The following is a 22600-nucleotide window of genomic DNA, read 5'->3' as shown; positions in this document are numbered from 1 at the left end:
ATGTTATTCGCCCCCAAGCACAATCAAATCATCACCCGCACGTTCGTCCCGGCAACCCCGACAGCGGACACCATGGCGTGCTATGGCCGGGCACGACGCCTGGCGGAACAGTACTGGCGCACGATCGTGGCTGACACACGGATTAGCGACGACTTCCGTCGCATCGGTGCCGAGTGCCTGGCGGCCCTGGAGGCTTTGCCTCGCACCGGTGCCTATTCGTCCTGAATGCCAATGAATCGGACCGATTCGCCAATTGCACCCGCCGTCGCGCATTGGCTTTCCAAATAAGAATGACTATCATTGCCGCCGCATTGAATCCATCCGGGACCAGCCCGCTTCGGAGCCTGTAAGGACACGTCGGCCCCGGCCTGCCAGCCATCCCTCATTTCTTCGCCCTCGTGCGATCACGGAGTCGAGATGGCATCGCTGACCGCTTCATATCGCTTCGCCGTCGCGTCCCGCGCGCTGGCCGCCATCGTCGGCGGCTACGCGTTGACGGCGCTCGCGATCACCGCGCTGGCGATCTTCCTGCCGCTCTCCCGAGCTGAAGCGTCGATGACGGCGACGCTGCTCTCCTTCCTGATCTACACCTGCGTCGTGATCTGGGTGTTCGCCACCCGCTCCGCGACGCGCGCCTGGATCGGGATCATCGCGCCCATGATCGTGCTCGGCGCGCTCGTTTGGTTACACGGAATGATGGCGGCGTCATGAAAGAAGGCTTCCGGCAATCGATGGCGTGGCTGCACACCTGGTCCGGACTGGTGGTCGGCTGGATTCTGTTCGCGGTGTTCGTGACCGGCACGCTGAGTTACTTCCGGCCCGAGATCTCACAATGGATGCGGCCGGAGCTGCGCGATGTGAAGGCCGATGCGGACGCGGCGTCGAAGGCGATTGCGACGCTTCGGGAGCGCGCACCGAACTCGCCGCGTTGGTTCATTTCAATGCCGGAAGCGCGTGAGCCAATCCTTCGGGTGACGTACCGGGATCCGAACGGCGGCGAGGGGCGGAAAGGATTCAAGAGCGTGCTGCTGAATCCCGCCACGGGCGAAGAAGTGACGGCGCGCGAGACCCGCGGCGGCGACTTCTTCTATCGCTTTCATTTCGAGCTGAGCATGAAGCCCATCTGGGGCCGCTGGGTGGTCGGCTTCTGCGCCATGTTCATGTTCGTCGCCATCATCAGCGGCGTGATTACTCACAAAAAGATCTTCAAGGACTTCTTCACGTTCCGGCCGAAGAAGGGCCAGCGCTCCTGGCTCGACGCGCACAACGCGGTCGGCGTGCTCGCCTTGCCCTATCACGTGATGATCACGTACACGGGCCTGGTGACGCTGATGTTCCTGTACATGCCGTGGGGCGTGCAGGCGAACTACGGCAAAGATCGTGAAGCTTTTTTCGCTGAAGCGCTGGGAATTCCCGCGGAGATCAAACCCGCCAATCAGCCGGGCCATTTGACCGATATCAAGCCGCTCATCGTGGCAGCGCGCCATCATTGGAACGGTGCAAACGTGGGCTTCATCACGATCGACAATCCCTCCGATGCGAACTCGCGGATCGCGATCCGTCGCGACAACGAGCACCGGCTGTCCACGAACAATCAGTCGGCCGTCTTCTCCGGCACGACGGGCGAGCTGCTGTCGGTCGCGGGCGAACCCGCGCCCGCGTCTCAGACGCGCGCTGTGATGTTCGGCCTGCACATGGCGACCTTCTCTTCGACCGCCCTGCGCTGGTTGTTTGCATTGTCCGGCCTCGGCGGAATTCTGATGGTCGCGAGCGGCCTGGTGCTGTGGTCGGTGAAGCGGGCGCCGGAGCGGGCCAAGCTGGGCTACACCCCGTTCGGCCACCGGCTCGTCGAAGTGCTGAATATCGGCGTCATTACCGGCCTGCCGATCGCAATCGCAGCGTTCTTCTACGCCAACCGGCTCCTGCCCGTGGAACTGGCAGGCCGCCCGGACTGGGAAGTGCGCACCTTCTTCGCCGCCTGGCTGCTGAGCTTCGCGCTTCCCATGATCCGCCCCGCCCGGGCCGCCTGGACCGCCCAGTTCGTGGTGGGCGCAGCCCTGTTCGCCGCCCTGCCGGTGCTCAACGCCGTGACGACCCAGACCCACCTGGGCATCACCCTGGCCCAGGGCAACTGGGTTTACGCGGGTTTCGATTTGACAATGCTGGGGATTGCCGCCCTGTTGGGATTGACGGCCTGGTACGCCTCGCGTACCCCGACTTCCCGTAAACCCTCGAAACGTAAGGCTGCGGAACCCCTGAATCTCCCGGCAGAAGCGGAGCGGGCGTAATGTCCTTATTCCCATTCGCGCTGACGTACTCGGGGTGGGCGGCGCTATGCTTCGCCATGAGCCGCCATGCCCGCGAGGTCTTGCAGCGGGAGCCGACGCCCTTACAAAGGCACCTCCTGCGCGCCGCTGGCTGGATAGCATTGATCGTGTCGTTGTTCATGGCCGCCGCGCACGCGGGTTGGCCGATCGGCACGGTGGAATGGTTCGGCATGCTCACTGCGAGCGCCGTGAGCTTCGTTTTACTGCTGACTTATCGACCTCGGCTAGCAGCCGGGCTAGGGCTCGGACTGCCGGTCTGCGCCCTGGTGGGTCACTTTCTGGTCAGCGCGATGATGCATTGAGGAGTGAAATGTCTGCTTTCAACACTGAGCGCGTTCTGAAGGTCCGTCACTGGAACGACACGTTGTTCAGCTTCACTACGACTCGCGATCCGGGCCTGCGCTTCGAGAACGGTCAGTTCGTCATGATGGGCCTGCACGTCGACGGCCGTCCGTTGACCCGCGCCTACAGCATCGCCAGCGCCAACCACGAAGAGCACCTCGAGTTCTTCAGCATCAAAGTGCAGAACGGCGCGCTCACCTCCCGCCTGCAGCACCTGCTGCCGGGTCATGAAGTGCTGGTCAGCCGCAAGCCCACCGGCTCGCTGCTGATCGACGATCTGAAGCCGGGCAAGCATGTGTATCTGCTGAGCTCGGGCACCGGCCTCGCGCCGTTCATGAGCCTGGTCAAAGATCCGGCGATGTATGAGAAGTTCGAGAAGGTCGTGCTCCTGCACAGCGTGCGCGCCACCAGCGAGCTGGCGTATGAGGAATACCTGACGCACGTGCTGCCACGTGACGAGCACATCGGCGAGATGGTCAGCAAACAGCTGATCTATTACCCGACCGTGACGCGCGAGCCGTATCGCAATCGCGGCCGCCTGACCGACCTGATCGAGAGCGGCAAGCTGTTCGAGCAGATCGGCCTGCCGCCGCTGAACCCCGAGCACGATCGCGCGATGATCTGCGGCAGCCCGTCCATGCTGAAGGACCTGTCCGCCATCCTCGACGCGCGCGGCTTCGAGATCTCCAAGCACATCGGCGCACCGGGCGACTACGTCATCGAACGCGCCTTCGTCGAGAAATAATCTCCGCAAAAACGAAGCTGCCGGCCTTGCAGGGCCGGCAGCTTCCGCATCCATGCCCGCTGCCTTGGAGTCCTACTCCGCAACAGCAGTGGTTCGCCCTCGATCACGCTCCCACGCAAACATCGGCCGGCTCCGGGCCCTCTGATCCTTTCAGGCCGGCACACCGATCGTCAGGGTACCGGTGTAACCGTCCGCCACGCTGCCCGACAGCGTCGGCGTCATCGCCGCCATCTGCGCCGCTGAGTTGTCACCGAAAATACCGTCGCTGGCAATCGTCACCCGCGATAGATTGGTCACACTGGCGCTGTAGCCCGTCGCGCCGTTGTACACGGTGCTACAAATATCCCGCGGCAGCGCCAGCTGCGACGTCAGAATCTTGTTCGTGTACAGCGTAGCCATGGACAGGCTGGAATAAATCTCGAAATGGATATGCGGATAGCGCCCCGAGTAACAGCCCGGGAAGATCGTCGTGAACGTCACTTGCCCGTTCGCATCCGCAACCTGCACGCCGCGCAGGTAGTTCTCATCGCGCACGCTGCTCGAATACAGCGAGTAGTTACCATCGCGCGTGCAATGCCAGAGATAGATCGCGTAGCCCGACAACGCCTGGCACAAGTTGTTTGAATTGAGCAGTGTCAGCGTCAAGGTCAGCGGCACACCCGCGGCCACGCCGCTCGAGCCGCCGAAGCTGTTACGAATATCGCCGCGAACGACGCCGCTCTCGCTCAACACGTTTGAGACCTGGCCGCTCACCGTGTTCGATCCGTCAGAAGGATAAGGGCCTTCTGTTTCTTCCGCGGCAGCCGTGCAGGTACCGCTGGTCGTGGAACCGGTGCCGGTCGAGGTGCTGCCGCTCGAGCTGCCGGACGAACTATCGCTGGTGCTCGACGCAGTCGTCGTGCTGCCGGAGCTATCGTCGCCACCACAGCCCGCCATCAACAGCGCACTGCCAGACAACATCATGCCGAGCACGCGCCGTCTTTGTTTCAAAGCCGCAAGCTGCTCCAGGTCGTGCTGGAGGCCGCGGTCGTGATCATCCAATGGATGATGATGGGTCGGTGCGCGCTTCATGGCTGGCATCTCTCCGCTGCGAAAAAGTCAGCGGAGATTCTGCAAGCGACGCTTGTAAGAAACTGTAAGGCAGTGAAACAGACGTGCGCGCCCGTCGCGATCGACCGACAGGGAATGTCTGAACGGCCGCTGAATCGCGGCCGCTTTTTGTCTAGTCAATGTTGACCGTGACACTCACCGGACAATGATCGCTGCCCATCACGTCGGCGTGAATCTCCGCTTTCTTCACTTGTTTGCGAAGCTTCTCCGACACCAGCCAGTAGTCGATTCTCCATCCCACATTGCGTGAGCGGGCATTCGAGAAATTGCTCCACCACGAATAGTGGCCATTGCCTTCCGTGAACATGCGGAAGGTATCGATGAAGCCGGCATCGAGGAAATTCTGAAAGCCCTCGCGCTCTTCCTCGGTGAACCCTTTCTTGCCGCGGTTCGGCTTGGGGTTCGCGAGATCCAGCTCAGTGTGCGCGACGTTCAAATCGCCGCTGAACAGCACCGGTTTCTTCTTTTCCAATTGTTTGCAATACGCGAGGAACGCCGGATCCCAATGTTTGTGCCGCAGCGGCAGACGGCTCAAATCGTCCTTGGCGTTCGGCGTGTACACCGTGACGACGAAGAACTTGTCGAACTCGGCGGTGATGACGCGGCCTTCCTCGGCGCTGTCCCGCTGCAACTCATCGGCGAACGAGAACTTCTTGGCGAACTCTTTGGGGAAGCCGTTGATCACATTCAGCGGCTCGCGCTTGGAAAAGATCGCCGTGCCCGAATAGCCCTTCTTGACCGCCGAATTCCAATATTCGTGATAGCCGGCCAGATCGATCTCAGCCTGGCCCTGCTCGGCCTTGGTTTCCTGCAGGCACAGCACGTCGGGCTTGTGCTCTTTGACGAACGCCTGAAACGTTCCCTTCTTCACCACGGCCCGGATGCCGTTCACGTTCCACGAATAGAATTTCATTGTTATTTCTTATCGCCGTGAGTTGCGAACACGCTGGTCTTGCCTTCTTTGTCCACCAGCAGCACGTCGTAACGATCGACGCGGCCGCCCGGCACTTCCATGCCCGGCGATCCGGCCGGCATGCCCGGCACGGTCAGACCCTTGGCCGCCGGCTTCTCGCTGAGCAGGCGCTTCACGTCTTCCGCCGGCACATGGCCTTCGATGAAATAACCGCCGACTTCGGCGGTGTGACAGGAGCCCATGCCGAACGGCACGCCAAGGCGCTCCTTGATGGGCGACAGATTCTCGAGGTCGTGCACTTGCACGGCGAAGCCCGCCGCCTGCAGATGCTTGACCCAGACGCCGCAGCAGCCGCAGGTCGGCGTTTTGTTCACGATCACGGTGGGAGTCGCCGCTGCCGTAGCAATTTGAGCCACCGCGGGCAAGGCAACGAGCCCGAGCAAAGCCTGACGACGATTCATGAGCGGTCTCCAGACGAAATAGGGCGGAGCCTGCCACGCAGACTCCGCCCTAATGATGACCGCGACCCGAGGAACTGACCAGTCTTGCCAACGGCCGACGTTTACGTTCGCCTGACGTCAGCCTTTGACAAGTTTTACTCGCCCTTGTCGTTGTCCGCCTCGTTCTGCTTGACCGACTTACCCACCGCCGCCTGCTTTTCCTCTTCACGCGCGCCGGCCAGGATACCGGGCAGCGCATAGTTGCCCTCATGGCAGGCGTACTCGTACATGAGGTCCGGGGTCGCATTCATCGGCAGCTCGCCGGCGAACGGCTGGGTGAGCGCCGGATCTTCCACCTTGAATTGATACAGGATCTGATCCGCCGACACGCGGGTGAAGCGCTCGGTGACCTTGCGATTCGGGCCGAGGCCACGGAAGGTTTGCATGGGATGGAAGTTGGTCGTCTCGACCACCAGCGTGTCGCCTTCCCAGCGGCCGATGGAATCGCCGTACCATTTCTTCACGTTCTCCGGCACATGCTTGCCGCCGATGCGAATCACGCGCGCGTCGTGAATCATCTCGACCAGAATCATCACCGTGTCCGGCGTCTGCACGATCGAATACGTGTTGTTGTACATCAGCGGCAGCATCGGCGGACCCGCGCTCGAGCCGAAGGACGTGAGACAACGCTCACCAAGCGAGCGAAGCTCGGGACCATCGACGGGGCCCGCGCCTTTACGGAAAGCGGCCATTCGCGCCGCTGCTTCTTTACCCGCGGCCGGCGTCATCCCGGGAATGCGCCCGTTCGCGGGCTCCGTGATGATGGAGCTGCGCGGCTCGCCGTTGATGCGGATCACTTGCGTGCCGCGATCGACCCAGAAATTGTTGTAACCGCAATTCGTGCCGGTGAAGCCGTAACCGCAATCCTTGGGCAAATCCTGAATGCCCAGCTTCGGATCGGTGGGCTTGGCGTTTTCCTCAACGTGATGAGCGGCGGCGCCTTCGATCTTCTGCGCCTCCTCGGCGGTCAGCACCTTGCGATCGCCGTGCTCCTGCGCACGCTCCAATTGCGTGAGCGTGGCATTGTTCCAATTGCCTTGCAGATCCGGCTTGCCATCCGCCGTGCGCGGCACTTTCCACCCTGCGGCAGACGCGCTGACGACACAAACCACCGACAGAATACTGCCCAACAGAACACGATATTTCATAGCTTCCCCCACGCACGGCTCATGCAGCGCCCAAGCAGTGTATGGATGAAACGCAGCGAGACAATCGCGGGACCCGGGCTTTGACTTTTCTTTTTACGGCACCCCCATCGAATCCGGTAAACAAGCTGCGGGGGATTCATATGCCAGCGTGGTTCATGAGCGAGCATTCACCGGGTCGCAATGCCTTTGCGCGCGTTGCCAGCGCATTCGTTTTCGGTCTTATCGTCAACAACGTCGCGGCGGCGGCCGAAGGCCCTGCACCGGATCCTCGCGCGAATCTTCCCGGCCGTCAGGTCTATGAAACGTATTGCGCGGCCTGCCATAACATTCCAGGCACGCGTGCGCCCGCATTGTCAGCGTTGCAATTGATGAGCGCGCAGTCGCTGCGCCTCGCACTTACGACAGGCGTGATGCAACAGCAAGGCTCGCTGGTGCCTGCGGAGAAGATGCCGCAGCTCATCGAATATCTCGCGACTCCGGAAGAAGACAGCAACTGGACCGCGGCCATGATGTGCAGCGCCGACCGGCGCGCCGTGGACTTGAAGGCGACACCCGCGCTCACGATGTTCGGCGTCGATCACAACAACAGCCGTCGCCTGAGCGCGAAGCAAGCGGGACTCAGCAGCAAACAATTGCCGGAGTTGGAACTGGCGTGGGCCATGGGCTTCCCGAAGACCACCTCGCTGCGCTCGTCGCCCGTCATCATCGGTTCGACGATGTTTTATGCGCCGGCTCAGAGCGGCAAGCTGCTCGCGCTGGATATCGACAAGGGCTGCGCGAAGTGGGTTTATGACGTCGGCGTGCCCGTGCGCAGCTCCGTATCGTTCGGCGACATCGGCTCGCGCAAAGCGCTGATACTCGCCGATCAGCAAGCTCAAGTGCATGCGGTCGACGCGCAGACCGGCGCACGCCTCTGGAAAGCCAGTGGACGCCACGATGCGACCGGCAACATCACCGGCGCGCCCGTGCTTTATAAAGATCGCATCATCGTGCCCGTCTCGTCGTCGGGCGTGGGTAGCGGCGCGAATCCAAAGTTCGAATGTTGTGTCGGTCACGGCGCGGTCGTCGCACTCGAGGCCGCGACTGGCAAACAGCTATGGATCGCGCACACGATGGAGAACGCGCAGTACACCGGAAAAACCAGCGCCATCGGCGTGAAACTACGCGGCCCGTCGGGCGCACCGATCTGGTCGACACCTTCAATCGATATCAAACGCGGCTTGATCTACGCCACCACCGGCCAGAACACTTCGCTGCCAGCCACATCTACAAGCGACGCAGTGCTCGCGATCGATCTAGCCACCGGCAATATCAAATGGACGTTCCAAGCGCTCGCCAACGATGTTTGGAATCTCGCGTGCCGCGCCGATCCTGCAACGTCCGGCCCGAATTGCCCGAGCCCCGCCGACAGCGTGCTGAAGGACTATGACTTCGGCGCCGGCGCCATCCTCACGAAGAAACGTGACGGCAGCGACGTTGTGCTCGCCGGTCAGAAGTCCGGCGATGTTTGGGCCCTCGACCCCGAGCAAAATGGCAAGCTCCTGTGGCGGCAAACCTTTGGCGACGGCAGCGCGCTCGGCGGCGTCCACTGGGGCATTGCCATCGACAGCGAATATCGCGTGTTCGCGCCCATCAACGATCCGCACTTCCCCGAGTTCAAGGACTACGTGCCCGAGCCCGGCATGAACGCCATCGACATCGACACCGGCAAAGTCCTGTGGCGCAAGCCGGTGACTGCCGATTGCAGCAACGGTCGCGAAGCGCGCTTCAATCTGTGCGGCGAGAAATATGGCTTGTCCGCCGCGCCGCTGGTGATCGACAAATCCGTGGTCGCGGGCGCGCTCGACGGACGCATCTATATTTTCGACGCTGCCACCGGCGATATCGTCTGGCGATACGACACGCTGCGCGATTTCACGACGCTCAGCGGCGTCAAAGGACAAGGCGGCGGCATCGACTCACATTCGGTGTTCGCCGGCAGCGGCATGTTGTTCGTGGCGTCCGGCTACGGCGGCTTCCGTCAGCCGCCGGGCAACGTGCTGCTGGCGTTTCGTCCCAGGGCAAGAACACGCTGAGTCTGCAACGGGGGATCCTCATGTCGACCATCATTCGAATCTCAATCGCAGCCTGCGGATTGCTGCTGAGCGCAGCGCCGGCGGCCGCGAACGATTACAGCAAGCCTGAAACCTGGTTGTGTCGGCCGGGACGTCAAGATGCCTGCGCCGTGGATTTGACGACGACCGTCATCGCAGCGGACGGCAAGCTCACCAAGGAGCCGTTCAAGGCCAACGCCAACGCGCCCATCGATTGTTTCTACGTGTATCCGACGGTGTCGAACGATCCGACGCCCAACAGCGATATGAATGCAGGGCCGGAAGAGACCAACGTCGTGCGGGCACAGTTCGCTCGCTTTGCTTCTCAGTGCAAGTTGTATGCGCCGCTCTATCGACAAGTCACATTGAAAGCGCTGCGCGCCGCGATGGCTGGCGGCGGTGGTTTTCCCGCTGATCGTAAGCTTGGCTACGAGGATGTGCTCGCGGCCTGGAATTACTATCTCCAGAATGACAACAAAGGTCGCGGCGTCGTGCTCATCGGGCACTCGCAGGGCTCGGCCGTGCTGACTCAGCTGATCAAGAGCGAGATCGATGGCAAGCCCATTCAATCGAAGATTATTTCCGCGTTGCTGCTGGGGACCAACGTCGCTGTGCCGAAAGGTAAGGATGTGGGCGGATCGTTCCAGAACGTGCCGCTGTGCCGATCCTCGTCGCAGCTGGGCTGTGTGATTTCGTATGTGACTTTCCGCAGTGACGTACCGCCGCCCGCGAACTCACGCTTCGGCCGCGTGCCGACGGAAGGCATGACGGCCGCGTGCGTGAATCCGGCGGCGTTGAAGGGCGGCAAGGCGGAGATGCATGCGTATCTGTCCAGCGGGTTCAATGGCGTGAGCACAGAGTCAGCTCAGCCCAAGCCGTGGGCAACGGGCGCGAAGATCGAGACGCCGTTTGTGAGTTTGCCCGGATTGTTGACGGGCGAGTGCGTGAGCAACGATGCAGGTTCGTATCTAGCGATCACGACGAATGCGAATCCGTCGGACCCGCGCACGGATGAGATCCCGGGCGACGTCGTCGCCAACGGTCAGGTCATGAAAGATTGGGGCCTGCATCTGATCGATGCACACGTCGCGATGGGTAACCTGGTCGACGTGGTTGCGCAGCAGTCGAAGGCGTACCTCAGCAAATAACGCCGCCGCTCAGTATTTCTCTTCCCTGGCGATCGCGAGCCGCCTTCGGCGGCTCTGCGATTCGCCCCAGCCCAAAGCCAAACGCCCCTCTGCGATTCGCGCCGACCCAAAGCCAAACGTCCCCTCTGCGATTCGCGCCGGCCCAAAGCCAAACGTCCCCTCTGCGATTCGCCGCGGCTCAAGCTGAAATCGCCTTGCGATTCGACCCGAGCTGAAGTCGGCCGCCCGTTTCGATTCGCCCGTGCGCGAGCCAGGCATCTCCTCTCCGCAGCGGCTGCGTGTAGAGCCCTGCGGTAAATTGCTCTACACGCATCGCGTGCGACCTGGCACCGTCGGTTCGCCGGCCGGAACTGCGAATTCCCTCGTTGCGTTCCGCCGTAGCGTTTTCCCACGGCGAGAAAGTGACATGCGATACCAAGTGCTGTGCACCGACTACGACGGCACGATCGCCCACCACGGCGTGGTCGACGACCCCACCATCGATGCACTCGCGCGTCTTCGCGAATCCGGTCGCAAGCTCATCATGGTCACCGGCCGTGAGCTCAACGAGCTCATCTCGGTTTTCCCTCGCCTGGATTTGTTTGACCTGGTCGTCGCCGAGAACGGCGCCCTGCTCTACAACCCGGCGACGAAAGCGCAGAAACCTCTGTGTGAGCCGCCGCTGCCGCAATTCGTGGCGGCGCTGGAGAGGCGCAACGTCACGCCGCTCAGCGTGGGCAAGACCATCGTCGCGACGCGTGAGCCTTACGAAAAGATCGCACTCGAAGTCATCCGCGATCTCGGGCTCGAGCTGCAGGTGATATTCAACAAAGGCGCCGTGATGATCCTCCCCTCTGGCGTGAACAAAGCGACGGGCCTGCAAGCCGCATTGAAAGAGCTGCACCTGTCCGAGCAGAACGCGGTCGGCGTCGGCGATGCGGAAAACGATCACGCCTTTCTCGGTATCTGCGAATGCGCCGTGGCCGTAGCGAATGCATTGCCGTCGGTGCAGCAGGAAGCCGACTTCGTCACGAAGTCGACGCACGGCCCGGGTGTGACCGAGCTCATCGAGGAAATGCTCCGCGACGACCTCGCCTCGCGTGAGCTGGCGCGACGCCGCCACCACGTCGAGCTCGGCAAGACCCCGCCGAAGTGGCGTGCAGCGCCGGGCCCCAGTTGAAATAGCGAAATTTGCTTGTATACATTGGGTGCATGTGCGGGCCGTGAGCTTCCGGCTCGTTCATGACGCCTGCTCATCGCATGCTGCTTGATGAATGGGCGCGCATTTGTAACCCTGGCTGTCTCGCCGGACACCGAAGCTCGATATGCCAGCCTCCAACAAGCTCATCGCCGCGTTGTTAACCGCGGCGCTCGGAACGATGACCATGAACGCGATCGCCGCCCCTGCCCTGTCGCCCGACAATCCCTTCGCTCGCGAGAGCACGCTGCCGTTCAAGTGGCCGCCGCTCGACAAGATCAAGAACGAGCATTACGTGCCGGCAATGGAAGCGGGCATGGCCGAACAGCGCCAGGAAGTCGCGGACATCGTCAATAACAAGGCCGCGCCGACGTTCGAAAACACGATCGTCGCATTGGAGCGTTCCGGCCAGTTGCTGAACCGCGCGACGACGATCTTCTTCGCGCTCAGCTCCTCCAACACCAACCCGGACATCGAAAAGGCGCAGACCGAAATGGCGCCGAAGCTGTCCGCGCACTCGGACGGGATTTATCTGGACGCCGCCCTGTTCGCGCGCGTGAAAAAGCTCTATGACCAGCGCCAGTCGCTCAAGCTCGATCCGGAATCGCTGCGCTTGCTGGAGCGCTATCACACCAACTTCGTGCGCGCCGGCGCGAATCTGTCGGAGGCGCAGAAGAAAGAGCTGCGCACACTCAATGAACAGATTTCGTCCAGGACCACGGAATTTCGGCAGCTCGTGCTCAAGGGCGACAACGCCGCCGCCATCGTGGTCGACACCAAAGCCGAGCTCGACGGCTTGAGCGACGCGCAGATCGCGACCGCCGCCGAAGCGGCCAAAACGCGCGGCAAAGAAGGCAAGTACGTGCTGACGCTGCTGAACACGACCGGGCAGCCGCCGCTCTCCGAACTGAAGAACCGCGCGGTGCGCGAACGCTTGTACAAGGCGTCGATCAATCGCGGCTGGAGCGGTGAATTCGACACGACCAAGCTGATCGCCGAGATCGTCAAGCTGCGCGCCGATCGCGCCAAGCTGCTGGGCTATCCAAATCACGCAGCGTATGTGCTGGAAGATGAAACAGCGCTGACCGCCGAAGCCGTGAACAGCATGCTGAACCAGCTGGCGCCCGCCGCCGTGGCCAATGCCCGGCGCGAAGCGGCCGACATGCAGCAGCTCATCGATGCCCAGGCCAAAGCCAACGGCACGCCGAGCTTCCAGCTACAGGCCTGGGATTGGGATTTCTACGCCGAGCAGGTGCGTGCGAAGAAATACGCCTATGACGAAGCGCAGGTGCGGCCGTACTTCGAGCTGAATCGCGTGCTCGTCGACGGCGTGCTGTTCGCCGCGCAGGAGCTGTATGGCTTGAAGTTCAAGGAGCGCAAGGATCTGCCGGTCTACCAGGAAGATGTGCGCGTGTTCGAAGTCACCGACCGCGACGGCTCGGCACTCGGCGTATTCCTGTTCGACCCTTATGCTCGCAGCAACAAGCGCGGCGGCGCGTGGATGAACAGCTTCGTCGAGCAATCCCGACTGTTCGGCAACAAGCCGGTCGTCACCAACACCCTGAACATTCCCAAGCCGCCGGCCGGACAGCCGACGCTACTGACCTGGGATGAAGTGAACACGGCGTTCCACGAGTTCGGCCATGCGATTCACGGCTTGTTCTCGAGCGTGCAGTACCCGCAGTTCTCCGGCACCAACGTGCCGCGCGACTTCGTCGAGTATCCGTCCCAGTACAACGAAATGTGGGCCACCGAGCCGCGCGTGCTGGCGAACTATGCGAAGCATCATCAGACCGGCGCGCCCATGCCGAAGGAGCTGATGGACAAGGTGCTGGCCGCGCAGAAGTTCAATCAGGGCTACGCGACCACGGAGTACCTGGCCGCCTCCATCCTCGATCAGCACTATCACCAGCTGGCGCCGGGCAAAACGCCAGCGGCGGCCGATATTGCCGCTTTCGAGGCCAACGCGTTGAAGTCGGCGCATGTGGACTTCCCGCCGGTGCCGCCGCGCTATCGGTCGACTTATTTCCTTCACATCTTCTCCAGCCCGATCGGCTATTCGGCCGGCTACTACGCCTACATCTGGAGCGAGGTGCTGGCGCGGGACACCGAGCATTGGTTCAAGACCCACGGCGGCCTGAAGCGGGAGAACGGCGATCTGCTGCGCTCGAAGGTGTTATCCAAGGGCTTTAGTGCGGATGCTCTGACCATCTTCCGGGATTTCTACGGCACGGCCCCGGAGATCGGACCGCTGCTGGAAGCCCGGGGCCTGACCGGCGGGACCGAGGGCGCCGCCCACTAAGCCAGGGTCTCCAGTCGCCGTCATCAGACGTCGGCAAGCACATGAAAAGGGCGGCCAATGCTGTATGCTGGCCGCCCTTTTTTCTGCCGGATAAGGACTCCAATGCGCGCGTTTGTCATAGCGTTAGTCGGATTCTTGCTGTTCGTGGGAGCGGTCAAGTTCTTCACCAAGGAGCCTGCGACCCATGCTGCGGCAACCCCGGCGGCGAGCTCATCCGCGCCCGTGAGCGGCAGCGAAGACGACAAGGCTTTCTATGCGCTCGGCGTCGCCGTTTCCCAGAACATCGCTTCGTTCAACTTCACACCGGCGGAGCTGGAAAAGGTCAAACAAGGCTTCACCGATGGCGCGCTGGGCAAGCCGTCGCAGGTCGAAGTTCAGCAATACATCCCGCGTCTGCGTGAGCTGCAGACTCAGCGCGTTGCCGCTGTCGCCAAGCAGGCGCTCGACAAGGCCGCCGCCGAGCCGGGTGCGAAGCGTCTCGAGTCCGGTCTGATCATCACCACCGTCAAAGAGGGCGCCGGCCCGTCTCCGAAAGCCACCGACACGGTCAAGGTGCACTATCACGGCACTCTGCCGAACGGCACGGTGTTCGACAGCTCGGTGCAGCGTGGCGAGCCGGCGACGTTCCCGCTGAACGGCGTGATCCCGTGCTGGACTGAAGGCGTGCAGCAGATGAAGGTGGGCGGCAAGAGCAAGCTCGTTTGCCCGGCTGCCATCGCTTACGGCGATCGCGGCGCCCCGCCGACCATCGGCCCCGGCGCGACGCTGATCTTCGACGTGGAGCTGCTCGGCATCGAGCCGCCGGCCGCTCAGCCTGCTCAGTAATCGATTCCCGCTGTAAACATCGGAGAGAATCATCGTGACCGCAGCTCGGCTTCTGTTCGCGCTGTTCCTGTCTGTCGCGGGTCCGTTGTCCCTCACGTCGGCGCACGCCGCGCCGACGCAGGGCACCGACTACAGCCTGATCACTCCGCCGCAGGCGCAGACCACGACCGGCAAGGTCGAGGTGATCGAGTTCTTCTCGTACGGTTGCCCGCACTGCTATCACATGAGCCCGCTGCTGGCGGAATGGAAGAAGACGCAGCTGCCGGCCAATGCGGTGCTGGTCAAAGTGCCGGTCTCTCTCGGCCGGCGTGAGTGGGGCCAGCTGGTCCGCGCGTATTACACGCTCGAAGCCACCGGCGACCTGGAGCGGCTGGATGCGCAGCTGTTCGACGCGATCCACGCCAAGAACCAGCCGCTGTACGACGTCGATGCCCTGGCCGCCTGGGCCGCCCAGAACGGCGTCGATCCAAACAAATTCCGCAACCAGTTCAACTCGGCGGAAGTCACCCAGAAAGCCATGCGCGCCGAACAGCTGTCACGCGACTACAAAGTCAACGGCATCCCCACCTTGACGGTCGCCGGCAAGTATCGCGCGATGGGCAAAGACTACCCGGACATGCTCCGCATCACGCGCGAGCTGGTGGACCAGGCCGCCGCCAAGTAGTTTGAACGGGCGGTCCTCGCAATGAGGGCCGCCCCGCGTCTCACCTGATCTCGTAAACGAGATTAATCGTCGTGAGCGTATCCGTCTTCTTGAACTCCGCCGGCGGGTTCGTGTTGTGGCGAACCCCGTAACCGACCGCCAGCGCCAGCACGTCCGTCATCTTCACCTGCAGTGAAATGTCGTTCTGCACGAACGTGTTGTCCGCGCCCGATTCCGTGATGAACTTGTCGATCAGCGACGTCGTGGCGGTGAATTTGTGCTCGAAGTCGAGCGTCCCTCGAAACACCACTTCGCTGCTGCTATCGCCCTCTTCGATCAACACACCGGTGTCCGGGTCGAAGGAGTCGCGCGTTTCGAGGAATTTATAACCGGCACCGACGGTGGCGACCATGGTCGTGGTCGGGTTGTCGAGGAAGCGGCGGCCCACGCCGCCCGACAGGGTGGCCTGGTACTCGAAGCCGCTGAACTCGTCCTCTTCGTAGCGCCCGGCGCCGAACAGGAAATTACGCTCGGTGAATTTCCAGCCCAGCTCGCCGAAGGTTTCCCAGCGGTTCGCGGTCTTGCCATCCTCGTCGGACGCATACAGCACCGCGCCGCCAAGGATGTTCTTCCAGTGCTCCGTCTCGTATTTAAGATTCAGCTTGGCGTTGGCGGTCTCGGTGTCGGTGTTACCGCTGGCGAACACCATTCCCGCCTCTCCCTTACCGGTCCACTGCGCATGAGCCGGCACCGCGGCGGCCAATACCGTGGCCGCGAACAACAATCGTCGCATCAATAAAACTCCGTGAACACAAAGCGCCCGTCCCGGGCCGAGTCAGCGCCGGAAAATAGCGGGCGCAATATGGAAGCAGAATACGTAAATGCTTCCAACAACGACGTGTGTTCCCCGTCGCCGGGTGACGACGATTTAATGCGAGACCGGCGGCAGCCTGAACGCGCGGGAGCTGTTCGAAGCAAAAAGGGTTTTTCAACTGCCGGCCAGTGCTTCACAATCCACAGGATGACCTCGTCCGATAGCCCACGCGCCGCCCCGCCCGGCCCCGTCTATGAGCAACCGCTCAATGAGCGGATGCGTACTTTTCTGCGACTGGACTTTCTTTATCAGCAAGCCCTGTTCCACGAAGAGCGCGAGGATCAGTGGTCGACCCGCGCCGCCATGAGCGCGCTGCTGGAAATCCTGGCAATTACCGCGCGCGGCGATATCCGCAGCGAAGTGCTCAAGGATCTCGAGCGGCAGATGGCGGTGATGCACGACTACGCCAGCCGCGCCGGAGTGGATAACTCGCGTCTCAAAGCGGTGCTGAACAATCTGACCCGGCTGCGCACCGAGCTCAATTCGGTGGGCGCGCTGTTCATGCAGCGGCTGCGCGATTCGGAATTCCTGAACTCGATCAAGCATCGCAGCACCATCCCCGGCGGCACCTGCGAGTTCGATCTGCCCGATTACCGCCACTGGCTGGACCAGCCGTTCGCGGTGCGCTCCAAGCAGTTTGGCGACTGGATGGCCACCATCCGGCCGCTGTGCGACGCCGTCACCGAGCTGTTATGGCTGACCCGCGAGGCCGCCCGGCCCCGCAACGAGATCGCGACCGGCGGCACCTTCCAGATCGCGTTCGATCGCGAAAATCCCTGTCAGCTGCTGCGCCTGACCCTGCCCGCGAATACCCAGCTGTTTCCGGAGATCAGCGGCAGCCACCACCGCTGCAGCATCCGCTTCCTGTCGTGGAACGATGTGAATTCTCGGCCAGTTCAGACCACTGAGGATGTGCAGTTCCAGCTCAGCGTCTGTACTTGAGTCTGTCATGACCGTGGTTCGTTGCCCGACCTGCGACCGTCCGGTGGAATGGACGGAAGCCTCCCGCTGGCGCCCGTTCTGCAGCGAGCGCTGCAAGCTCATCGACCTGGGCGCCTGGGCCGCGGAAAAACACGCCATCCCCGGTGAAGTTGTCGAAACCGAGGATGGCCCGAAGCGCGAGCGGGACCGGGACGACGACTAGCCCGCATTCGCCTGCGACAGCAGGCCCTCCGGCTCCATATGCAGCGACTTGACCAGGAATGCCCACTGGTCGGCGTAGTCCTCGATCTGCATCCAGACCGGTTTACCGGCGCCATGGCCGGCGCGCGTCTCCACCCTCAGCATCACCGGATTCGGGCAGGTCTGCGCCGCCTGGAGCGTCGCTGCGAACTTGTAACTGTGCCAGGGCACGACGCGGTCGTCGCGATCCGCGGTGGTCACGAGCGTCGGCGGATAACAGACCTTGTGGACGTTATGCAGCGGCGAGTACGCCAATTGAGCACGAAACTCCGCTTCGTTCTCGCTGAGCCCGTAATCGCTGGACCACTGACGCGCATTCGAGCTGGGCGTCTGATAACGAAGCATGTCGAGCACGCCGACCGCCGGCAGCGCCGCGCCGAATAAATCAGGACGTTGTGTCAGCACTGCACCGACCAGCAAGCCGCCATTGCTCCGACCGCGAATCGCGATCTTCGCGGGCGCTGTGTACTTCTCGTCGACCAGATACTGAGCAGCGGCGATGAAGTCGTCGAACACATTCTGCTTGTGCAGCTTGGTGCCCGCTTCGTGCCAGGCCTCGCCGTATTCGGAGCCGCCTCGCAGATTGGCGACCGCATAGACGCCGCCCATCTCCAGCCACACCAGCACCGGCACGCTGAACGAGGGCTGCTGCGCGATGTTGAAACCGCCATAGCCGTAGAGCTGCACGAAGTTCTGACCGTTCAGCGCCAGCCCTTTCTTGTGAGCGATGAACATCGGCACCTGGGTGCCATCCTTGCTCTTGTAGAACACCTGCTTGACCACGAACTGGCTGGCGTCCGCGGCGAGCTTCGGCGCGCGGAAAATTTCGGTCGCGCCCGATGTGAGATCCAGCCGGGAGATGGTCATCGGTGTCAGGAAATCCGAGTAGCCGAAGAACGTCTCGGTGTCCTGCACGCCGCCGTCGAAGCCGAGCGCCGTGCCGAGGCCCGGCAGTTTCACGTCGTACTGAACCTTGCCGTCGAGATCGAACACGCGCGCCAGCGAGTGCGCATCCTGCAGGTACTGCACGATGACGCGGCGACCGACGATGGACACCTCATCCGCGGAGAACTTCGACTCAGGCACGACGACGCGCGAATCTTTCTTCGCCGTCCCGATCGGCATCGCCACCACTTGCGCGTTCGGTGCGTCCTTGTTGCTGCGGATGTAGAAAACATCGTCGATCTCGGCGATGAATTGATAGTTCGCATCGAAGCTGTCGATCAAACGCACCGTCTCGCCCGACGGCGTGCCATCGCGCGCGATCTTGCGATAGTAGATGCCGGTCGACTGCGAGCCGTCGTACAGCCAGAAAATCGCATATTTGCCGCCGTCCGAGATCTGCACGTACGGATTGCGGGTGGGATGATCGGTGACTTTGAAGATCAGCTGGTCGCGCGCCACGTCGGCGCCGAGCTTGTGCCAGTAGACCTCGCGTTGTTTGGTATCGTCGCCCTTGCCGTCCGCGGTCAGCGGGAAGCGCGCGTAATAGACCGCCTTGGAATCCCCGGTCCACGCGATCGGCACGAACTTGATGAAGCGCAGGACATCGGGCAGATCCTTGCCGGTCGCGACATCGCGGAAGTGCCAGGTCCGCCAGTCGGTGCCGCCATCGGACAGGCTGTATGCAACGAGGCGACCATCCGGGCTCGGCACGAACTCGCTGAGCGCAACCGTCGCGTCCTTGCTCAGCTGATTGGGATCGAGCAGCACGCGAGGCTCGGCATTCAAGCGCTCGGTCATATACAACACGCTCTGATTCTGCAGACCGTCGTTGCGCAGATAAAAGTAACGATTGCCGCGCTTCACCGGGATGTCGTAACGCTCGTAGTTCCACAGCTGCGTCATGCGCTGCTTGATGCGCTCACGCGCCGGGATGGACTCGAGATAGGGCTGGGCCAGCGCGTTCTGCGCCTGAATCCAGTTTCTGGTGTCGGCGCTGTCGGCGTCCTCCAGCCAGCGATACGGATCGGCGATGCTCGTGCCGTGGTAGGTATCGACATGATCGACGCGGCGGGTCTCGGGATACTTGAATGCGGCTGGCTTCATCGAGGCGTCGGGGGCCGTAGTGCTGGCAGTCATGGACGGAGCCCCGCCAGACGCCTGCTTCGCCGGCTCGGTGCCGCACGAACTGAGCAACAGCAATACGGGCCACAACAGCTGGATCTTCCTTTGCATGACTCTCTCGCTCGATCACTTAGGATGACGGGGGTTGGCTCCTGCCTTGAAGCCAGCGCTTAGTGTAACGTCGTCATTCCCTACCCGGCGCAACTCTCAGATGCGGTATACAACGACCAAACTCGCGATCCTTGCGACCTGCCTGACGGGCCTCACCTTGTCCACCGAAGCCAGCTTTGCCGAACCCCTGACCGTCGCCCGCATTTTCGCGGATCCCGATCTTTCGGGACCGCGCCTGCGCGAGCCTAAATTCTCGCCCGACGGTCGCTATGTGACCTATCTGCAAGGCAAGGCCGACAACAAGGATCAGCTGGATCTGTGGGCCTTCGACACCCGCAGCGGCACGGCCCGCGTGCTGGTCGATTCGCGCAAGCTGGTCGGCGATGACGAAAAGCTCTCGGCCGAAGAGGAAGCCCGGCGCGAGCGCCAGCGCACCGCCTCGCTGCGCGGTATCGTCGAATATGAATTCTCCAGCGACGGCAAGCGCCTGCTGATTCCGTTGGGCGGCGATTTGTATCTGTACGATCTGGACGCCAAAGCCGAACCGGTCACGCGCCTGACCCACAGCGCTTCGTATGAAACCGACGCGAAGCTCTCGCCCGGCGGTCGCTACGTCAGCTTCATTCGCGACCAGAATCTGTTTGTGATCGATTTGCGCTCTCGCCAGGAACGCGCCCTCACCACCGACGGCGCCGGCCTCGTCCAAAACGGCGTGGCCGAATTCGTGGCGCAGGAAGAGATGGGCCGCAGCACCGGCTACTGGTGGTCGCCCGACGATTCGCACATCGCGTTCACGCGCATCGACGATTCGCCGGTGCAGGAAGTCGAACGTTTCGAAATCAATGCCGATGGCGCGCGAATGTTTCGTCAGCGCTATCCCGCCGCCGGCACCGCGAACACTAAAGTCGAGCTGAAGGTCGTCGATCTCGCGACGTCGAAAATCGGCGATCTCGAGCTCGGCCTGGGCGATGGCTATCTCGCCCGCGTCAAATGGTTCCCGGATTCGAAGTCGCTCGCCGTCCAGCGCCAGCCGCGCGATCAGAAGAAACTCGAGCTGCTGAAGATCGATGTCGCGAGCGGCGCGTCTCGCGTGCTGTTGACCGAGACCAGCCCGCATTGGATCGAGCTGAACGACGACTTCAAGTTCCTGCAGTCCAAGCCGCAGTTCATCTGGAGCTCGCGTCGCACTGGTTACAAACATTTGTATCTGTACGACCTGGACGGCAAGCTGCTACATCCGCTGACCAGCGGCGATTGGATGGTGGTCGGCGACGGCTCCGAGAACGGCCTGGTGGGCATCGATGAAGCCGCTGGCCGCGTTTATTTCCTGGGCTCCAAGGATTCGCCGCTCGAGCGTCATTTGTATTCGGTGCCGCTAGAGGGTTCTGGCAAAGTCACGCGTGTGTCTCGCAAGGCTGGCTGGCACGATGTGAAGTTGCTGCCGGGCGGTCGCGGTTATCTCGACGTGCACTCATCACCGGATCAACCGCCCGCCGCCAGCCTGCGCAAACTCGACGGCTCGCTCCAGCATTGGCTGCTGCGCAACCCGCTCGACGCGACCCATCCCTACCACCCGTATGTTTCCAATCAGGTCACCGAAGAGTACGGCTCGGTGCCCGCGAGCGATGGGCAGCAGCTCTACTATCGGCTGATGAAGCCAGCGAAGCTGGTCGCCGGCAAGCGCTACCCGGCCGTCATCGACGTGTACGGCGGCCCGCACTTCCAATATGTGCGCAAAGATTGGATGGGCGGCGCGCGAGCAACGCAGGGCTTGTTCCGTCAGGTGCTCGCACAGAACGGCTTCGTCGTGCTGACCCTCGACAATCGCGGCTCCGGTTTCCGCGGAAACGCCTTTGAGACCGCCATCGCCGGGCGCACTGGCAAAGCAGAAATCGAAGATCAGTTGCGTGGCGTGGAATATTTGAAGTCGTTACCGTTCGTCGCGGGCGATCGCATCGGCATCATGGGCTGGAGCTACGGCGGCTACATGTCACTCATGGCCCTGACGACGACCAAGGCGTTCCGCGCCGGCGTCGCGGGGGCGCCTGTGACGGACTGGTCGCTCTACGACACTCACTACACCGAACGATATCTCGGTACTCCGCAGAACAATGCCGAAGGTTATCGGGCAAGCGCCGTCCTTCCTTATGCCGACTCACTCCATGGCTCGCTGCTGCTCGTGCATGGTATGGCAGACGACAACGTGCTGTTCACACACAGCACGCGCCTGATGCAAACATTGCAGTCGTTGAACAAGCCGTTCGACGTGATGACTTATCCGGGCGGCAAACATGGGTTGGTCCGGATGCCGCAGCAGGGACGGCATTATTATGAAATGGTGTTGCGGTTCTTCGAGCGGGAATTGAACGCGCCGGAGAGCTGATCAAGACAACACCTGTCCACGATCGCGGACACCCCCTCGTTTTGCACCTTCGTTAATTCAAGGAGTTGCGCATAGGCCGCGCGCCGTTCGAGCTGGTACGGCGCTTGCTCTATTCGGATGCGATTCACGCATCTGAAGGAGTCATACATGCGCAAAGTTGTCGTCCTGTCGGTTTTATCGATCGCGGGCATCGGTCTCTCGTTTGGAACGCACGCGGAGGAGCAGCCGGGCTTTTACGTCGCCGCGAGCGTTGGCGAAGCAACGAACGAGTCTGGCGAATTCAAGGGAAGCGATACGGCATTCAAGGTTGGCGGCGGCTACACATTCAACCGATACTTCGGCATCGAGGTCGCATATGTCGACGCCGGAACCCAGGACGACACGATCGGCCCCATCGCACTCGAGAACGACAGCAGCGGCGTCATCGCGAATGCGGTGCTCCGCCTGCCGCTCGGCGAGACGTTCGCTCTGTTCGGCAAGCTCGGCTACGCGTTCTACGACTCCGAGACCACATCGCGTCTGGGGAATCTGAGCGAACGCGAGCGCGACAGCGACGAAGACTTCGCCTACGGTGCTGGCGTGGAGCTGGCCGTATGGGGCGGCCTTCGATTGCGGGCAGAATACGAAGCCGTGGACGTAAGCGCAGGCGACTTCCAGATCGTCTCGGCGGGCGTCACTTACAAATTCTAACGACACGGACGTGGTGACAG

21 protein-coding genes are annotated in these 22600 nt (G+C 62.1%); 15 read left to right on the top strand and 6 right to left on the bottom strand.

All coding sequences use genetic code 11. The annotated features are described in order from the left end of the window. The 5 genes from ACFPN2_RS18780 to ACFPN2_RS18760 all read left to right on the top strand — a co-directional run bounded on the left by ACFPN2_RS18780 (nt 1) and on the right by ACFPN2_RS18760 (nt 3414). Nucleotides 1–225 carry a hypothetical protein gene (locus ACFPN2_RS18780; protein ID WP_380599232.1) on the top strand — a complete coding sequence of 75 codons (225 nt, stop codon included), beginning with the start codon at nt 1–3 and terminating at the stop codon, nt 223–225. Nucleotides 226–417: 192 nt separating this feature from the next. Then, nucleotides 418–711, top strand: a complete 294-nt coding sequence (locus ACFPN2_RS18775; protein WP_380599230.1) for a DUF3649 domain-containing protein — start codon at nt 418–420, stop codon at nt 709–711. Continuing rightward, nucleotides 708–2288, top strand: a complete 1581-nt coding sequence (locus ACFPN2_RS18770) for a PepSY-associated TM helix domain-containing protein (protein WP_380599228.1) — start codon at nt 708–710, stop codon at nt 2286–2288. The genes ACFPN2_RS18775 and ACFPN2_RS18770 overlap by 4 nt, the downstream gene beginning before the upstream one ends. Continuing rightward, a complete protein-coding gene (locus ACFPN2_RS18765) occupies nt 2288–2629 on the top strand; it encodes a DUF3325 domain-containing protein (protein ID WP_380599226.1) in 342 nt (113 codons plus the stop codon). Before ACFPN2_RS18770 ends, ACFPN2_RS18765 begins: the two co-directional genes overlap by 1 nt. A gap of 8 nt (nt 2630–2637) precedes the next feature. Beyond that, entirely contained in the window at nt 2638–3414 is a 777-nt protein-coding gene (locus ACFPN2_RS18760) for a ferredoxin--NADP reductase (protein ID WP_380599224.1), read from the top strand. Between the two features lie 150 nt (nt 3415–3564). On the opposite strand, the gene ACFPN2_RS18755 is transcribed toward ACFPN2_RS18760, so the two are convergent. The 4 genes from ACFPN2_RS18755 to ACFPN2_RS18740 all read right to left on the bottom strand — a co-directional run bounded on the left by ACFPN2_RS18755 (nt 3565) and on the right by ACFPN2_RS18740 (nt 7085). Next, nucleotides 3565–4485 carry a dioxygenase family protein gene (locus ACFPN2_RS18755; RefSeq protein ID WP_380599223.1) on the bottom strand — a complete coding sequence of 307 codons (921 nt, stop codon included), beginning with the start codon at nt 4483–4485 and terminating at the stop codon, nt 3565–3567. 151 nt (nt 4486–4636) lie between these two features. After that, complete coding sequence (locus ACFPN2_RS18750; protein WP_380599221.1) at nt 4637–5437, bottom strand: exodeoxyribonuclease III; 801 nt, start codon at nt 5435–5437, stop codon at nt 4637–4639. Between the two features lie 2 nt (nt 5438–5439). Further along, nucleotides 5440–5898, bottom strand: a complete 459-nt coding sequence (locus ACFPN2_RS18745) for a DUF411 domain-containing protein (RefSeq protein ID WP_380599219.1) — start codon at nt 5896–5898, stop codon at nt 5440–5442. A 134-nt stretch (nt 5899–6032) separates the two neighbouring features. Then, complete coding sequence (locus ACFPN2_RS18740; RefSeq protein WP_380599217.1) at nt 6033–7085, bottom strand: hypothetical protein; 1053 nt, start codon at nt 7083–7085, stop codon at nt 6033–6035. A gap of 155 nt (nt 7086–7240) precedes the next feature. Between ACFPN2_RS18740 and ACFPN2_RS18735 the strand changes: the two genes are divergently transcribed. The 6 genes from ACFPN2_RS18735 (at nt 7241) to ACFPN2_RS18710 (ending at nt 15294) form a co-directional block, all read left to right on the top strand. Continuing rightward, nucleotides 7241–9160: an outer membrane protein assembly factor BamB family protein gene (locus tag ACFPN2_RS18735; protein ID WP_380599215.1), complete on the top strand. Its 1920-nt coding sequence runs from the start codon at nt 7241–7243 to the stop codon at nt 9158–9160. Between the two features lie 20 nt (nt 9161–9180). Further along, nucleotides 9181–10326, top strand: coding sequence for a DUF3089 domain-containing protein (locus ACFPN2_RS18730; RefSeq protein ID WP_380599213.1), 1146 nt, complete (start codon nt 9181–9183; stop codon nt 10324–10326). Between the two features lie 406 nt (nt 10327–10732). Continuing rightward, nucleotides 10733–11485, top strand: a complete 753-nt coding sequence (locus ACFPN2_RS18725) for an HAD family hydrolase (RefSeq protein ID WP_380599211.1) — start codon at nt 10733–10735, stop codon at nt 11483–11485. A gap of 145 nt (nt 11486–11630) precedes the next feature. Continuing rightward, nucleotides 11631–13805, top strand: a complete 2175-nt coding sequence (locus ACFPN2_RS18720) for a M3 family metallopeptidase (RefSeq protein ID WP_380599209.1) — start codon at nt 11631–11633, stop codon at nt 13803–13805. A gap of 102 nt (nt 13806–13907) precedes the next feature. Continuing rightward, nucleotides 13908–14630 (top strand): FKBP-type peptidyl-prolyl cis-trans isomerase, encoded by a 723-nt coding sequence (locus tag ACFPN2_RS18715; RefSeq protein WP_380599207.1) that lies wholly within the window; start codon nt 13908–13910, stop codon nt 14628–14630. Between the two features lie 34 nt (nt 14631–14664). Beyond that, nucleotides 14665–15294 carry a thiol:disulfide interchange protein DsbA/DsbL gene (locus ACFPN2_RS18710; protein ID WP_380599205.1) on the top strand — a complete coding sequence of 210 codons (630 nt, stop codon included), beginning with the start codon at nt 14665–14667 and terminating at the stop codon, nt 15292–15294. A 40-nt stretch (nt 15295–15334) separates the two neighbouring features. On the opposite strand, the gene ACFPN2_RS18705 is transcribed toward ACFPN2_RS18710, so the two are convergent. Then, the gene (locus ACFPN2_RS18705; RefSeq protein ID WP_380599203.1) at nt 15335–16066 is read right to left on the bottom strand and encodes a DUF481 domain-containing protein; all 732 of its coding nucleotides are present in this window, start codon (nt 16064–16066) and stop codon (nt 15335–15337) included. Between the two features lie 69 nt (nt 16067–16135). Here ACFPN2_RS18705 and zapD point away from each other — a divergent pair, with 69 nt between their 5' ends. Further along, nucleotides 16136–17089: a cell division protein ZapD gene (zapD, locus tag ACFPN2_RS18700; RefSeq protein WP_380599201.1), complete on the top strand. Its 954-nt coding sequence runs from the start codon at nt 16136–16138 to the stop codon at nt 17087–17089. 7 nt (nt 17090–17096) lie between these two features. Continuing rightward, nucleotides 17097–17291 (top strand): DNA gyrase inhibitor YacG, encoded by a 195-nt coding sequence (gene yacG / locus ACFPN2_RS18695; protein ID WP_380599199.1) that lies wholly within the window; start codon nt 17097–17099, stop codon nt 17289–17291. Here the strand turns inward: yacG and ACFPN2_RS18690 are convergent. Beyond that, nucleotides 17288–19507: a prolyl oligopeptidase family serine peptidase gene (locus ACFPN2_RS18690; RefSeq protein ID WP_380599197.1), complete on the bottom strand. Its 2220-nt coding sequence runs from the start codon at nt 19505–19507 to the stop codon at nt 17288–17290. The two genes, yacG and ACFPN2_RS18690, sit on opposite strands and share 4 nt — an antisense overlap. A 100-nt stretch (nt 19508–19607) precedes the next feature. Here ACFPN2_RS18690 and ACFPN2_RS18685 point away from each other — a divergent pair, with 100 nt between their 5' ends. Together ACFPN2_RS18685 and ACFPN2_RS18680 are read left to right on the top strand one after the other, a co-directional pair. Then, entirely contained in the window at nt 19608–21890 is a 2283-nt protein-coding gene (locus ACFPN2_RS18685) for a S9 family peptidase (RefSeq protein WP_380599195.1), read from the top strand. Nucleotides 21891–22037: 147 nt separating this feature from the next. Then, nucleotides 22038–22580, top strand: coding sequence for a porin family protein (locus ACFPN2_RS18680; protein ID WP_380599193.1), 543 nt, complete (start codon nt 22038–22040; stop codon nt 22578–22580). Nucleotides 22581–22600 lie beyond the last annotated feature (20 nt).

The sequence above is a fragment of the Steroidobacter flavus genome, assembly GCF_042651805.1.
Taxonomy (GTDB): Bacteria; Pseudomonadota; Gammaproteobacteria; order Steroidobacterales; family Steroidobacteraceae; genus Steroidobacter; species Steroidobacter flavus.
The sequence above is the reverse complement of the archived record's forward strand: the minus strand, read 5'-3'. Positions and strand labels throughout refer to the sequence as shown.

What these genes read in the sequence shown, in the direction of transcription:
- ACFPN2_RS18760 (WP_380599224.1), top strand. Translation starts at nt 2,638, where the DNA reads ATGTCTGCTTTCAACACTGAGCGCGTTCTGAAGGTCCGTCACTGGAAC.
- ACFPN2_RS18720 (WP_380599209.1), top strand. Translation starts at nt 11,631, where the DNA reads ATGCCAGCCTCCAACAAGCTCATCGCCGCGTTGTTAACCGCGGCGCTC.
- ACFPN2_RS18680 (WP_380599193.1), top strand. Translation starts at nt 22,038, where the DNA reads ATGCGCAAAGTTGTCGTCCTGTCGGTTTTATCGATCGCGGGCATCGGT.
- ACFPN2_RS18735 (WP_380599215.1), top strand. Translation starts at nt 7,241, where the DNA reads ATGAGCGAGCATTCACCGGGTCGCAATGCCTTTGCGCGCGTTGCCAGC.
- ACFPN2_RS18750 (WP_380599221.1), bottom strand. Translation starts at nt 5,437, where the DNA reads ATGAAATTCTATTCGTGGAACGTGAACGGCATCCGGGCCGTGGTGAAG.
- ACFPN2_RS18690 (WP_380599197.1), bottom strand. Translation starts at nt 19,507, where the DNA reads ATGCAAAGGAAGATCCAGCTGTTGTGGCCCGTATTGCTGTTGCTCAGT.
- ACFPN2_RS18730 (WP_380599213.1), top strand. Translation starts at nt 9,181, where the DNA reads ATGTCGACCATCATTCGAATCTCAATCGCAGCCTGCGGATTGCTGCTG.
- ACFPN2_RS18715 (WP_380599207.1), top strand. Translation starts at nt 13,908, where the DNA reads ATGCGCGCGTTTGTCATAGCGTTAGTCGGATTCTTGCTGTTCGTGGGA.
- ACFPN2_RS18725 (WP_380599211.1), top strand. Translation starts at nt 10,733, where the DNA reads ATGCGATACCAAGTGCTGTGCACCGACTACGACGGCACGATCGCCCAC.
- ACFPN2_RS18685 (WP_380599195.1), top strand. Translation starts at nt 19,608, where the DNA reads ATGCGGTATACAACGACCAAACTCGCGATCCTTGCGACCTGCCTGACG.
- ACFPN2_RS18705 (WP_380599203.1), bottom strand. Translation starts at nt 16,066, where the DNA reads ATGCGACGATTGTTGTTCGCGGCCACGGTATTGGCCGCCGCGGTGCCG.
- zapD (WP_380599201.1), top strand. Translation starts at nt 16,136, where the DNA reads ATGGAAGCAGAATACGTAAATGCTTCCAACAACGACGTGTGTTCCCCG.
- yacG (WP_380599199.1), top strand. Translation starts at nt 17,097, where the DNA reads ATGACCGTGGTTCGTTGCCCGACCTGCGACCGTCCGGTGGAATGGACG.
- ACFPN2_RS18780 (WP_380599232.1), top strand. Translation starts at nt 1, where the DNA reads ATGTTATTCGCCCCCAAGCACAATCAAATCATCACCCGCACGTTCGTC.
- ACFPN2_RS18775 (WP_380599230.1), top strand. Translation starts at nt 418, where the DNA reads ATGGCATCGCTGACCGCTTCATATCGCTTCGCCGTCGCGTCCCGCGCG.
- ACFPN2_RS18755 (WP_380599223.1), bottom strand. Translation starts at nt 4,485, where the DNA reads ATGAAGCGCGCACCGACCCATCATCATCCATTGGATGATCACGACCGC.
- ACFPN2_RS18740 (WP_380599217.1), bottom strand. Translation starts at nt 7,085, where the DNA reads ATGAAATATCGTGTTCTGTTGGGCAGTATTCTGTCGGTGGTTTGTGTC.
- ACFPN2_RS18745 (WP_380599219.1), bottom strand. Translation starts at nt 5,898, where the DNA reads ATGAATCGTCGTCAGGCTTTGCTCGGGCTCGTTGCCTTGCCCGCGGTG.
- ACFPN2_RS18770 (WP_380599228.1), top strand. Translation starts at nt 708, where the DNA reads ATGAAAGAAGGCTTCCGGCAATCGATGGCGTGGCTGCACACCTGGTCC.
- ACFPN2_RS18765 (WP_380599226.1), top strand. Translation starts at nt 2,288, where the DNA reads ATGTCCTTATTCCCATTCGCGCTGACGTACTCGGGGTGGGCGGCGCTA.